The organism is Exiguobacterium sp. SH3S3, assembly GCF_004337115.1.
Lineage (GTDB): Bacteria > Bacillota > Bacilli > Exiguobacteriales > Exiguobacteriaceae > Exiguobacterium > Exiguobacterium aurantiacum_A.
This window is the reverse complement of the sequence record NZ_SJUU01000005.1, coordinates 189,793-202,019: the sequence shown is the minus strand read 5'-3', so window position 1 is coordinate 202,019 and position 12,227 is coordinate 189,793. Positions and strand designations below refer to the sequence as shown.

The 12,227-nt window shown below is 45.8% G+C and carries 12 protein-coding genes; 10 read left to right on the top strand and 2 right to left on the bottom strand.

Going from position 1 to position 12,227, the window contains the following annotated elements; translation table 11 throughout:
* On the top strand, positions 1–717 hold a 717-nt coding region (locus tag EVJ28_RS06990), incomplete at its 5' end, for a transposase (protein ID WP_145962648.1).
* A 119-nt stretch (positions 718–836) separates the two neighbouring features.
* Here the strand turns inward: EVJ28_RS06990 and galE are convergent.
* On the bottom strand, positions 837–1,853 hold the full coding sequence (galE, locus tag EVJ28_RS06985) for a UDP-glucose 4-epimerase GalE (protein ID WP_131488474.1): 1,017 nt from the start codon (positions 1,851–1,853) through the stop codon (positions 837–839).
* A gap of 26 nt (positions 1,854–1,879) precedes the next feature.
* Positions 1,880–3,064, bottom strand: coding sequence for a hypothetical protein (locus tag EVJ28_RS06980; protein WP_131488472.1), 1,185 nt, complete (start codon positions 3,062–3,064; stop codon positions 1,880–1,882).
* A 194-nt stretch (positions 3,065–3,258) separates the two neighbouring features.
* Here EVJ28_RS06980 and EVJ28_RS06975 point away from each other — a divergent pair, with 194 nt between their 5' ends.
* The 9 genes from EVJ28_RS06975 to EVJ28_RS06935 all read left to right on the top strand — a co-directional run bounded on the left by EVJ28_RS06975 (position 3,259) and on the right by EVJ28_RS06935 (position 12,171).
* Complete coding sequence (locus EVJ28_RS06975; RefSeq protein ID WP_131488470.1) at positions 3,259–3,984, top strand: YveK family protein; 726 nt, start codon at positions 3,259–3,261, stop codon at positions 3,982–3,984.
* Positions 3,977–4,693 (top strand): CpsD/CapB family tyrosine-protein kinase, encoded by a 717-nt coding sequence (locus EVJ28_RS06970; protein WP_131488468.1) that lies wholly within the window; start codon positions 3,977–3,979, stop codon positions 4,691–4,693. The genes EVJ28_RS06975 and EVJ28_RS06970 overlap by 8 nt, the downstream gene beginning before the upstream one ends.
* A gap of 15 nt (positions 4,694–4,708) precedes the next feature.
* On the top strand, positions 4,709–5,476 hold the full coding sequence (locus tag EVJ28_RS06965; protein WP_131488466.1) for a tyrosine-protein phosphatase: 768 nt from the start codon (positions 4,709–4,711) through the stop codon (positions 5,474–5,476).
* A gap of 259 nt (positions 5,477–5,735) precedes the next feature.
* Positions 5,736–7,574: a polysaccharide biosynthesis protein gene (locus EVJ28_RS06960; protein WP_131488486.1), complete on the top strand. Its 1,839-nt coding sequence runs from the start codon at positions 5,736–5,738 to the stop codon at positions 7,572–7,574.
* 20 nt (positions 7,575–7,594) lie between these two features.
* A complete protein-coding gene (locus EVJ28_RS06955) occupies positions 7,595–8,734 on the top strand; it encodes a DegT/DnrJ/EryC1/StrS family aminotransferase (protein WP_131488464.1) in 1,140 nt (379 codons plus the stop codon).
* On the top strand, positions 8,731–9,354 hold the full coding sequence (locus EVJ28_RS06950; RefSeq protein ID WP_131488462.1) for a sugar transferase: 624 nt from the start codon (positions 8,731–8,733) through the stop codon (positions 9,352–9,354). The genes EVJ28_RS06955 and EVJ28_RS06950 overlap by 4 nt, the downstream gene beginning before the upstream one ends.
* A 3-nt stretch (positions 9,355–9,357) precedes the next feature.
* Complete coding sequence (locus tag EVJ28_RS06945; protein ID WP_131488460.1) at positions 9,358–9,996, top strand: acetyltransferase; 639 nt, start codon at positions 9,358–9,360, stop codon at positions 9,994–9,996.
* On the top strand, positions 9,989–11,110 hold the full coding sequence (locus EVJ28_RS06940; RefSeq protein ID WP_161566963.1) for a glycosyltransferase family 4 protein: 1,122 nt from the start codon (positions 9,989–9,991) through the stop codon (positions 11,108–11,110). The genes EVJ28_RS06945 and EVJ28_RS06940 overlap by 8 nt, the downstream gene beginning before the upstream one ends.
* Before the next feature lie 62 nt (positions 11,111–11,172).
* A complete protein-coding gene (locus EVJ28_RS06935; RefSeq protein ID WP_161566962.1) occupies positions 11,173–12,171 on the top strand; it encodes a glycosyltransferase in 999 nt (332 codons plus the stop codon).
* The last annotated feature ends 56 nt before the right edge of the window (positions 12,172–12,227 follow it).

The window sequence follows — 12,227 nt, the reverse complement described above, 5'->3', positions numbered from 1 at the left end:
AAGAGCGCCGACTCCTCCTTCTTCGGCTACAAGCATCACCTCGCGATGACGGAAGAAGGCATCATCACGGCCGTCGTCGTCACGTCAGGCGAGGCGGCGGACGGGAAGCAGTTGACTCGCCTCATCGAGAAGAGCCACGCCGCCGGCGCCGAGTTCGACCACATCGTGGGCGATGCGGCCTATTCGGGCCGAGACAACCTGATCTATGCCGCCTCACAAGGATGTAAGCTCGTCGCCCCATTGAACCCCCGTGTCTATTCCCCTGCAGAGAACCGCGGCGAGGGGTTCACTTACAATAAAGATGCGGAACGCTACGTCTGCCCCGCCGGGCACATGGCCATCCGTAAGGCCCGGACAGGCACGAAGAACATCGGTAAGAATCAAAAAGAGACGCATTATTTTGATATTGAGCTGTGTAAACGATGCCCATTGCGTGAAGGTTGTTACAAGGATGGCGCCAATTCGAAAACGTACAGTGTGTCATTGAAATCGAGGGAACATAGCGAACAGCTCGAATACGAGCAGACCGATGAGTTCAAGGACCATCACCGGAAGCGCTTCGCGATTGAGCCGAAGAACAGCCAACTGAAGAACCCGCAAGGTCTGGCGCGAAACAAAACGTCAGACCTGAAAGGCATGACGTTACAGAGCGTGATGGCGATCATCGCGGTAAACCTGAAGCGGATCATCACCCTCTCAAAAGAAAAAACAGGATAAGGGCAAGGAAAAAGAGCGATTGTCCCGACTTGAGTCGGTCCAATCGCCCTTTTTTCTGTTCACGCTCGGATAGAGCGGAGGTTTTTCAGTGCCCTCCGTTCTCGCGTAAGGGGTTTTTCTTATGCCCGGTAACCGTTCGGGTTGTTCGCTTGCCAGTTCCAGGCGTCGCGGCACATGGCGCGGACGTCGTGTTTCGCTTCCCAGCCGAGCACGTCTTTCGACTTCGTCGGGTCGGCGTAGCAGCTGCCGATGTCGCCTGGGCGACGCGGCGTCACTTTATACGGGACAGTTTTTCCACTCTCCGCCTCGAAAGCCTTGACGAGGTCGAGCACGCTGTAGCCCGTTCCGGTCCCGAGGTTGAACGCCTCGGCGCCTGTGTGACTCATGACGTAATCGAGCGCCTTCAAGTGGCCTTCCGCCAAGTCGACGACGTGGATGTAGTCGCGGACACCAGTGCCGTCCGGCGTATCGTAATCGTCACCGAACACGCTCAGTTCGCTCAAGCGGCCGACTGCGACTTGCGTGATGTACGGCATCAAGTTGTTCGGCACGTCGAACGGGTCCTCACCGATCTGGCCTGACTCATGGGCGCCGATCGGGTTGAAGTAGCGGAGGAGCGCGATGCTCCACGCCGGGTCGGCGACGGCCAAGTCGCGCATGATGTCTTCGATCATCAGTTTCGTGCGGCCATACGGGTTCGTCGCGCTGAGCGGGAACGATTCGTCGATCGGTGTCCGTTCCGGCATGCCGTACACGGTCGCAGAAGAAGAAAAGACGATCCGTTTCACGTCGAACGCGTTCATCACGTCGAGCAGGACGGTCGTCCCGACGACGTTGTTCTCGTAATAGCGGAGCGGCTCGTTCACCGATTCGCCGACAGCTTTCAGTCCGGCGAAATGGATGACGGCGTCGATCGTGTGTTTCAAGAAGATCTGTTCCAATAACTCCCGGTCGAGGATGTCGCCGAGATAAAACTCGACCGTCTTACCGGTGAGCGCCTCGACGCGGTCGAGCGCCTCGCGGCGGCTGTTCGACAAATTGTCGAGGACGATGACGTCGTGTCCGGTCTCAAGTAGTTGGAGGACGGTGTGGGTGCCGATGTAGCCGGCACCACCTGTAACTAAAATTGTAGTCATGGGGATTACTCCTTCCGAAAAAACCATTATTTTTCTGTCAAACGCACGCGGGTCTGTCCGTTCGTGCCGATAAATAAGCGGAGCGAGTACGTCTCGCTCTCATAGACGAGCGCGTCGCTCGTCTCGATGACTGGTTCACCGAGCGGGTCGAACGCCTCGCGCGCGAGTTGCGTGTTCGTCCAGTCGATGGCGTGGACTTGGTCGTCTTGGATGACGAAGAAGCCACCGTTGTAGAACGCATAGGCGTTCAAGGCGTCTGTCTCACGACCGTACGGTGCGCCGAGCGTCTCGGTGAGCGCGGCCTCGTTCATCGCGAAGAAATCAGGGAGCGCTTCACCAAGCCAAGCGTTGTCTAGGTTCGTCTCGGCCCAGTCGAGCAGCGTACTGTCAGTCAGATCGCGTGACGGCCAGTCGGTCGTGACGGCGTCGAGTGCGACCCAAGCCGTCGTGCCGTCGAGGTCGACTTCGACATGATCGTCTTGTTCGTTCACAATCTCGTAGCGATCGCCGATATCTCCTATATAGGTGACTGTCGTGCCGTTCGGTTCGCTGACGAGGTTGACGTTTTTCGTCGCCAGCCAGACGTAGTTCGTCTCCGGTGCTTCGACGACAGGTTCCGGTTCAGGCGCCGGGGCTTCGACTTCCGTTGTCTCGCTCGGTTCAAATAGCGCCGCTACATATGGATACCCGATATAACCGCCGCCTAATAAGACTGCGACGAGCAACAGGCCACCGAGCCATTTGCCTTTCTTCTTCCGAGGGCGGGCCGGTTCAATTCGCTTGGCCCGTTCAGCGCGTGACGGGACCGAAGTCTCCGGTACGTAACGCGGCTTCGGAGCCGGTGCTGCTGATTGTGGCGTTCTTTCCGATGCGGTGTCAGCGATTGTCTCGTTGACGACTGTCTTGTCAATCGCGATCGGTTGCGGCACCGTCGCTTCTTTGTTCAGTACCCGATCATGCTTCTCGAGTAAAGACACATAATATGGAAGGAACGTGGCATCTTTCTTCCCGTCTTTGATCCAGGCCGTGAAGTCGGCCGCTGATTTTTCGTCGGTCGGGAGTGAGGCTTTCGTCGCACCGGTCAGTTCTTCAAAAGAAACGGTCAACGATTTGCCGTCCCCGAGATTTTGTTTGATTAAAGTTTGCAATTTTGTACGTGTCGACGCATCGACATCGGCATATAGCTGGAGTAGGCGCTCACTAACGTGCACTATTGTCTCCCCCTTTTGTAAAGTTATTCCTTTCAAAGTTTAGCAGATTTGCATGCCAAAAAACCCAATTTTTAAAAAATGGGTCATCACGGGAGAGAATTTTTGCTATAATGTTTTGGTATTGTCAGTAAAAATATTATTTGCGGAAATTTTCCAGTCGTGATTTTACAGAATAGAGGAGAGAAAACACGAATATGAATGAAGAAACGATTTCCCTTGGAGAACTGTTCTCCATCTTGAAGCGGAGCAAATGGCTCATCGCAAGTTTAGCACTCATCGCGGCACTCATCGCCTTCCTTGTCAGTTCGTACGTCATCCAACCGACGTATGAGGCATCGACACAAGTGCTCGTCGCACCGAAAGAGACACAAAACAACATGATCGACACCGGCCAAGTCCAGTCGTCGGTCGCGCTCGTCAACACGTACCGCGTCATCATCCAAAGCCCAGCCATCTTAGAGCCGGTCCAAGAGAACGTCGTCGGTGCCCCGGAGAACATCAGTAACTTGATTTCCGTCAACAGCGAACAAAACTCGCAAGTCATCAACATCACGGTCCAACATACGAACCCGGTGCTCGCAACGGATATCGCTAATGAGATCAGCACCGTGTTCTCAAAAGAAGTCCAACAGTTGATGAGCGGTGTCGACAACGTTAAAGTGTTGTCGGATGCGTCCGTGCCGATGTTCCCAGTCAGCCCGAACATCTTGCTCAACACGGCGATCGCGACCGTGCTCGGCTTGATGATCGGAGTCGCCATTGCCTTCCTTAGAGTCGTGCTCGACCGTCGCATCAAGACGGAGCAAGACGTCGAGACGATTTTAGAACTCCCGGTATTAGGGTCGATCCCGGTCATTGACCGTGTCGAGATGCAGCAACAACGCCAAGCGAAAGTAAAGGGTGAAGAAGTCCATGTTTAATTTCGGGAAAAAGAAGCATAAACATATCAAATACGATAAGACCGGCCGTGACTTGATCACGGTCCATAAACCGAAGTCGCCGATCTCCGAGCAATACCGGACGATCCGGACGAACCTCGAGTTCACAGCCGTCGATGACGACTTACAGACGATGGTCATCACATCGGCATCGTCTGGCGAGGGCAAGTCGACGACAGCATCGAACCTCTCCGTCGTCTACGCCCAGCAAGGCAAGCGTGTCTTACTCGTCGACTGCGACATGCGTCGCCCGACGGCCCACTTCACGTTCCGTCTGTCGAACGGGATCGGGCTGTCGACCGTCCTCGCCAAAAAGACGACAATCGAGAAAGCGACGCACTCGACACAAGTCGAGAACTTGGACTTGATGGCGGCGGGACCGATCCCACCGAACCCGTCTGAGCTGTTGTCGTCGAAGACGATGGACCGCGTGCTCGAAGAGTTTAAGGCGAATTACGACATCATTATTTTAGACGCCCCGCCGATGATGCAAGTCGCCGACACACGCGTCCTCGCCCGGAAAGTAGACGGCGTCGTCCTCGTCGTCGGTTGCGACAAGTCGGACCGTCAGATGGTCGTCAAAGCGAAAGAACAGTTGACGCTCGCCGAGGCCCATATCCTTGGTGTCGTTTTGAATAAGCGTGAGCCGCAAGGCAGCGACGATTACTATTACTACTACGCGTACGAGTAAAAAGGAGACAACGCCATGATCGATATCCATTGTCACTTGCTCCCGGCCGTCGATGACGGACCGGAGACGGTCGAACAAGCGGTAGAAATGGCGAAACGCGCGGCAAGCGAAGGGGTGACCGCAATCGTGGTCACCCCCCACGCGTTTCACCCCCAGTTCGAGACGGACGAGTTGAACGTCCAAAACGCCGTCGCCAAGCTTCAAGACGTGTTGCGCCAGGAAGGCATCGCGCTCGACTTATACGCCGGCCAAGAGATTCGTGTATTCGGCGAGCTAGTCGAGGCACTCGAGCAAGGTAAGGCGCTTTCGCTCGCCGGATCGCGTTACGTCCTCGTTGAGTTCCCGAGCGACTCTGTCCCGGCCTACGCCGAGCAACTGTTCTTTGGACTGCAGACGGAAGGGTACACACCGGTCATCGCCCACCCAGAGCGCAACAAAGAGTTCGCGACGAACCCGAAACGTTTGATGGACTTCGTGTCGTCGGGCGCGCTGTCGCAAATCACAACGGGCAGCCTGACAGGCGAGTTCGGACAGAACGTTCAAGACCTCGCTTTCACGTTCCTTCGTAACGGACTGAGCCACTTGATCGCCTCGGACGCCCATAGTACCGGGCGCCGCACGTTCTATTGGGACGATGCCAAAGACGCCGTCACAAAAGAACTCGGCCAAGACAAGTGGGACAATTACGTCGTCAACGCCGAAGCGGTCTTGAAAGACGAGTTCGTCTTCATCGACCCCCCGATTCTTCCAATTAAAAATTGGAGAGGGAAGTGGAAGAAATGATTTCCCTTTATTGACAATAAAGGGTTGACAACTAGGTTGTCATTATGATTTTTGTCGACATCTGTCGAACGATTTTATGTTTTAATTTCCTTTCCTTGGTTTTTTAGGTGGATAGAACGTGGTACCCTTAATTTATATTTTTTTAAAAGGATGGTAGATACATCCTTTTTTATATGCCTTGTACAGTTAATAAATAATATTCCAGTGAGGAGGGTGCTGGTTGTCTTTTACAGAAGTAAAACGAAGGTCTGTCCGAACTATGTTTTTGGCATTACTTGATATTGTATCAATTATTTCAGCTATCACGTTTACTTACTTCTTTTTGTATCCAGTCGAGTTTTTATTTGCGATGAACCAAAATCACTTTATTCAATCTGCTTTGATTTATAGCTTTCTTTTCATTGTGATGGCGGGAGTGAGCGGGCTTTATCATGTCGCTTGGCGGTTCGCAAGTATCTCGGAAGCGATTCGTCTAGCGATCACATTAATGATGAGTACGATTTCTTTGTATGTCATTCAACTCGCGCTGTACGATGGAGCGATGGAACGGATGCTATTCCTCAGTTTTTGTCTATCTTTGTTAGCGCTTGGGGGGATTCGCTTAGGATCACGAGTGATTGTGACTTGGAAGTCGAATCAAGCCCATAACCCATTCAAAAAGAAGATGAAGCATCGAAAAAACGAAAAGCGAACATTGATTATTGGTGCCGGTCAAGCCGGGCGAATGTTAGTCCGCCAAATCAATCAATCGGATAACCACCGGATGGCTCCCATCGGATTCATTGATGATAATCGTCACTTGCAGACGCTCACCGTCAATGGGGTAAAAGTTGTCGGGACGCTTGAACAACTTGAGATGGTCGTTGAGAACGAAGCAGTCGATAAAATTGTTTTCGCCATCCCTTCAATGAATTATCAAGATCGTTTGGCTGTTATTAAGCGTGCAAAAGCTGTTTGCACAAACGTCCATACGCTACCTATGATTGAAGAAGTGGCTTCTGGTAAAGTATCTGTCAATCAGATGCGTCAAGTATCGATTGAAGATTTACTCGGCCGCGAACCGGTTGAACTTGATATCTCGGGTATTCAATCTGAGGTCGAAGGGAAAACTGTTTTGGTGACAGGTGCTGGTGGATCGATTGGATCCGAAATCTGTCGTCAAATCTTAAAATTTAAACCAGAGCGCTTATTACTGCTCGGTCATGGTGAAAACAGTATCTATTTAATTGAGCGTGAGTTGCGAGAATTGAACTTAGATGTAGAACTTATTCCTGTCATCGCCGACGTGCAAGACATCGAACGGCTACGCGATGTCTTCGTGACGCATTCACCACACCTCGTCTTCCATGCGGCAGCGCACAAACACGTCCCGTTAATGGAAGCGAACCCGCACGAAGCAGTGAAAAATAATATTTATGGCACGAAAAACGTCGCTGAGATGGCGGATGAATATGGGGCGGGCCGTTTTGTCATGATTTCAACAGACAAAGCGGTCAACCCGACGAACGTCATGGGATCGACGAAACGAGTCGCCGAGATGATCATTCAAAACTTGGCGAAGACGAGTCGGACAAAATACGCCGTCGTTCGCTTTGGTAACGTGTTAGGAAGCCGTGGGTCGGTTATACCGTTGTTCAAATCGCAAATTGAGAAGGGTGGTCCCGTTACGGTGACACATCCGGATATGACCCGTTATTTCATGACGATTCCTGAAGCGAGCCGTCTCGTCATTCAAGCGGGAACGCTGGCCGATGGTGGTGAAGTGTTCGTCCTTGATATGGGTGAACCGGTGAAGATTGTCGATCTTGCCCGCAATATGATCAAACTCAGTGGATTCACCGAAGAGCAAATCTCGATTGCCTTTAGTGGGATTCGTCCTGGTGAGAAGATGTTTGAAGAGTTGCTCAAAGAAGGCGAAGTCCATCCAGAGGCTGTGTACCCGAAAATCTTTACTGGAATCGTGAGTGAAGAGACAGATTTGGATGAGAAGTTAACTCAGATGAAGCAATTGAGAACGAGTGAGGCGCTCAGTCTATATCTTGTGAACTGGGCAAATGAACAGTTAACAGTTACGGATAATATGAAACAAACAATATAGTGACGAGGGGATTCTGTTAAATGAACGTAAAAACTCAAGTAAGTACGGACAAACGCATCTTGTTAGCGTCGCCTCATATGAGTGATGAAGGGTATGAACAAGCATATGTGAAAGAAGCGTTCGATACGAATTGGATTGCGCCACTTGGATCAAACGTCGATGGATTCGAACGTGAGTTAGCTGAGAAGGTAAACGTGAATGCTGCTGCGGCCCTAAGCTCTGGTACGGCTGCGATTCATTTAGCGCTTAAAGCAGCTGGTGTTAGTACGGGTGATATCGTCTTTTGTTCAACATTGACGTTCTCTGCTACCGCTAATCCAATTATTTATCAAGGTGCGACACCTGTATTTATTGATAGCGATTATAAGACATGGAACATGGATCCTCTTGCTCTTGAAGACGCATTTGAAAAATATCCTAACGTGAAAGCAGTATTAGTCGTTCATTTGTATGGTCTCGCCGCTGATATGGATCAGATCATGGAAATTTGCTCTCGATATGGCGTTACAGTGATTGAAGATGCCGCGGAGAGTCTTGGTAGTTTCTATAAAGGACGACCAACAGGTACGATTGGACAGTTTGGGATTTATTCATTTAACGGAAACAAGATCATTACGACTTCTGGCGGAGGTATGCTCGTCTCGAACGATGAAGTCGCTGTTGAAAAATCTCGTTTTTGGGCGACCCAGTCACGAGATCAAGCACGTCACTACCAACATAGTGAACTCGGTTTTAATTACCGGATGAGTAATGTTGTCGCCGGGATTGGAAGAGGACAATTGAAAGTTCTTGAGCAACGCGTCCAACGAAAAAAAGAGATTTTCGAGTTTTATAAAACGTCGCTCGCTGAGATTGAAGAGATTACGTTCATGCCGGTGAATGATTGGGATCAACCCAACTATTGGTTATCTTGCGCGACGATTGAGGGCGATATTACTTCAATCGATGTCATGGACGCATTAGAGAAAGCGAATATCGAGTCACGTCCTGTCTGGAAGCCGATGCATATGCAACCTTACTTTGAAAATTACGATTACATCGGTGCAGATGTTTCAAAAACGTTGTTTGAGAAAGGTATTTGTTTACCATCTGATACAAAAATGACGAGTGAAGATTTGCAGCGTGTCGTTGAAATTATAAAAGGATTATGGTTCAAATGATGATTAGTAAAGGATTTTACAAAAAGAGTTTAAAACGACCTTCAGACTTTACAATTTCCTTAATTGCATTGCTAATTCTTAGTCCGGTTTTTATAGTGGTTGCACTCTTGGTTCGGACTAAACTAGGTAGTCCAGTTCTGTTTTCACAGACCCGTCCAGGTTTACATGGAAAAATTTTTAGGATGTATAAATTCAGAACAATGACAGATGAAACAGACATGAGTGGTGAATTGCTACCTGACGCAATTAGATTAACGTCATTTGGTCGTTTTTTACGTTCAACGTCATTGGATGAGTTACCTGGATTAATTAATATTATCAAAGGTGACATGTCGTTGATTGGTCCCCGCCCATTGTTGGTTGAGTATTTGCCGCTTTATTCAAAGGAGCAAGCAAAACGTCACAATGTTCGACCGGGGCTTTCCGGGCTCGCGCAAGTGAGTGGTCGCAATTTATTGACATGGGAAGAGAAATTTAAATTAGACATAGAATATGTTCAAAATGTTACTTTCATGGGTGATATAAAGTTGATTCTACTGACATTGAAGAAAGTGATTGTGAGAGAAGGAATTAGTGCAACAAACCACGTAACGGTGGAACCGTTTAAAGGGAGAGAATAACTTTTGAAAAAGTTATTAATTATAGGGGCAAGTGGTCATGGGAAGGTAGTGGCTAATATTGCCCATGACTGTAATGAATGGGATGAAATAGCATTCATTGATGATGACAAAAAGAAAATTGGTAGTTCATTTTCAGATTTTAAGGTCATAGATGTAACTAAAAATGTAAGGTCTTATGTTGATGACTATGAATTCGTAATTGGTATTGGTGATGCTGATGTTCGAGAAAGACTAACTCTTTTCTTGAAAGAATCAGGAGCTAAATTTACTACTTTAATACATCCTTCCGTTGTTATAGGGTTAGATGTGAAAATTGAGCAAGGTACGGTTATAATGCCAGGATGTATAATCAATTCATCTACAATAATTAAGGAAAGTTGCATTATTAATACGGCATCAACTATAAATCATGACTGTGAAATAAATAAATATGCTCATATTTCTCCAGGCTCTCATATTGCCGGTAATGTAAGTATAGGAGAAAAGTGTTGGGTTGGAATCGGCAGTTCGATTGTAAACGATATTACTATTGTTGATAACTGTACTATTGGAGCGGGGGCCGTAGTAGTAGCTGATATAAGTCAAAGTGGAACTTATGTCGGAATCCCCGCTAAAATAATACATTCGAGAAAGAGTGACTGATTTGAAAATACTTTACGTGACTACAGTGTCAAATACAGCAAATGCATTTTTGATTCCTCATGTAAGATGGCTAAAAGAAAATGGTCATTCAATTGACATTACATTTAATATAGATCAAGAAATAAAAAATGAGCTAAAGGAGGTTGTAGAGAATATATTTGTAAGTAAATTTAATCGAAGCCCCCTGAATATTAAAAATTTCTTTGCTTATAGAGAATTGAGAAAAATTATTGACAAAGGTGGCTACGATTTAGTACATACTCACACTCCCGTCGCTTCTGCTTTTGTTAGATACTCTTTGAGAAAAAATAAGATGACTAAAGTCATATATACGGCGCATGGTTTTCATTTTCATGAAAACTCATCTCTTTTAAGTTGGTTTTTATATTATCCGATAGAAAAAATATTGTCTAAATACACGGATACTATAGTGACAATTAATCAAGAAGATTTCAGATTGGCAACTGAAAAACTAAAGGCGGGGAATGTAGCATATATTCCAGGTGTAGGTATAAATATTGAAGAAATTAAAAAAAACGAAACGGATACTTCACAAAAAAGAAAGGAATTAGGTGTGCCTGATGATGCATTTTTAGTATTATCGATTGGAGAATTAAACAGAAACAAAAATCATAAAGTCATCATAAGAGCGATTTCAAGACTCAATAACCCGAAGATTTACTATGTCATATGCGGGAAAGGAGGATTAGAACCTTCGCTCAAAAAGTTAATTAAAAGTTTAAACATTACAGAAAATGTAAAAATATTAGGGCATAGAAATGATGTGCATGAAATTCTGCAAACATCAAATGCTTTTGCTTTTCCTTCCTTCCGAGAAGGTCTTCCTGTTGCAATAATGGAAGCCATGGCACATGGTGTACCGGTTGTATGTTCAGATATTAGAGGGAATAGCGATTTAATATCACACAATACTAATGGTTATTTGGTCCCCCCTAAAGATATAGGCGGATTTATGAATTCCATCGATAAAATATATAAAAATGAAGACGGCATGAACGACTTATTTTCGTCCGAGAGTAAACAGAAAATAGAACGTTTTTCTAATGAAGTAATAAAAGAAGAAATTATTAATTTATATAAAAATCAAAAATAAAGGAATATAAAATGAAAATATTACATTTATTAGCGAGCAACAAAATGTCTGGAGCCGAGAATATGGTAGCTGATATTCTTCTAATGACGCAAGAAGAAAGACAATATCAGTTGATTTATTGTAGCCCGGATGGCGACATAAAAAAAGACTTGGAGTACCGAGGTTTAAGCTATTTCCCTCTCAAAAAATTAAGTTACTTTGAGGTTAAAGAAGCTGTTAAAGTAATCAAACCTGATTTAATTCATACACATGACGTGAAGACAACCATTATCGCCTCTCTTCTCTATGGAAATATTCCTATTATCGCTCATCTGCATGGAAACCCTAAGGATATGAGAAGAATCGGGATGAAATCTGTTATGTTTCTTTGGGCGTCCAGAAAAGTAAAAAAAATAATTGCTGTTTCAAAAAGTGTTATTGAAGATTATTATTTTAAAGAAAATATAGCTGATAAAACAATAATACTAAGCAATGTCGTTTTTCCTGATCGTTTAGAAAAACTTTCAAAAAAAGATAATACAAATTTTAAATTTGATTTTATTTTTTTGGGTAGATTATCCTATCCTAAAGATCCTGAACGGGTCGCTGAAGTAGCTTCTATAGTATTAAAGAGAAATCCTCATACAACATTCGGTATTATCGGCGATGGAGAACTGAAATCCAGCATGAAAAAAATTTTTGATAAAAATAATGTGATTGATAGAGTTACATTTACGGGGAAACTATCGTTCCCTTATAAAGTCTTACAGGATTCAAAGTGTATGTTAATGTGTTCAGAGTTTGAAGGTACACCAATTGCCGCATTAGAGGCTATGGCCTTAGGTGTTCCTATAGTGAGCACTCCAGTTGATGGGATGAAAAGTTTGGTTTTTCATGAAAAAACTGGTATATTAAGCAATTCAAATTCAACTTTGGCTACATCCGTAGAAAATATAATTAATGATTGTTCATTGAATAAACAAATGAAGTTAAATATTGAAAAAGAATTTAGCAATATAAATGATGTGAAACAATATAAACAGCAAATATTAAATATTTACGATAAATTAATTAAAACATGATTCGTTGCTTAATTTACCAAGGGTTTAATAGTAAATTATACTCATAATATGAAGGG

What these genes read in the sequence shown, in the direction of transcription:
- EVJ28_RS06960 (WP_131488486.1), top strand. Translation starts at nt 5,736, where the DNA reads ATGTTTTTGGCATTACTTGATATTGTATCAATTATTTCAGCTATCACG.
- galE (WP_131488474.1), bottom strand. Translation starts at nt 1,853, where the DNA reads ATGACTACAATTTTAGTTACAGGTGGTGCCGGCTACATCGGCACCCAC.
- EVJ28_RS06975 (WP_131488470.1), top strand. Translation starts at nt 3,259, where the DNA reads ATGAATGAAGAAACGATTTCCCTTGGAGAACTGTTCTCCATCTTGAAG.
- EVJ28_RS06965 (WP_131488466.1), top strand. Translation starts at nt 4,709, where the DNA reads ATGATCGATATCCATTGTCACTTGCTCCCGGCCGTCGATGACGGACCG.
- EVJ28_RS06955 (WP_131488464.1), top strand. Translation starts at nt 7,595, where the DNA reads ATGAACGTAAAAACTCAAGTAAGTACGGACAAACGCATCTTGTTAGCG.
- EVJ28_RS06970 (WP_131488468.1), top strand. Translation starts at nt 3,977, where the DNA reads ATGTTTAATTTCGGGAAAAAGAAGCATAAACATATCAAATACGATAAG.
- EVJ28_RS06950 (WP_131488462.1), top strand. Translation starts at nt 8,731, where the DNA reads ATGATGATTAGTAAAGGATTTTACAAAAAGAGTTTAAAACGACCTTCA.
- EVJ28_RS06935 (WP_161566962.1), top strand. Translation starts at nt 11,173, where the DNA reads ATGGTAGCTGATATTCTTCTAATGACGCAAGAAGAAAGACAATATCAG.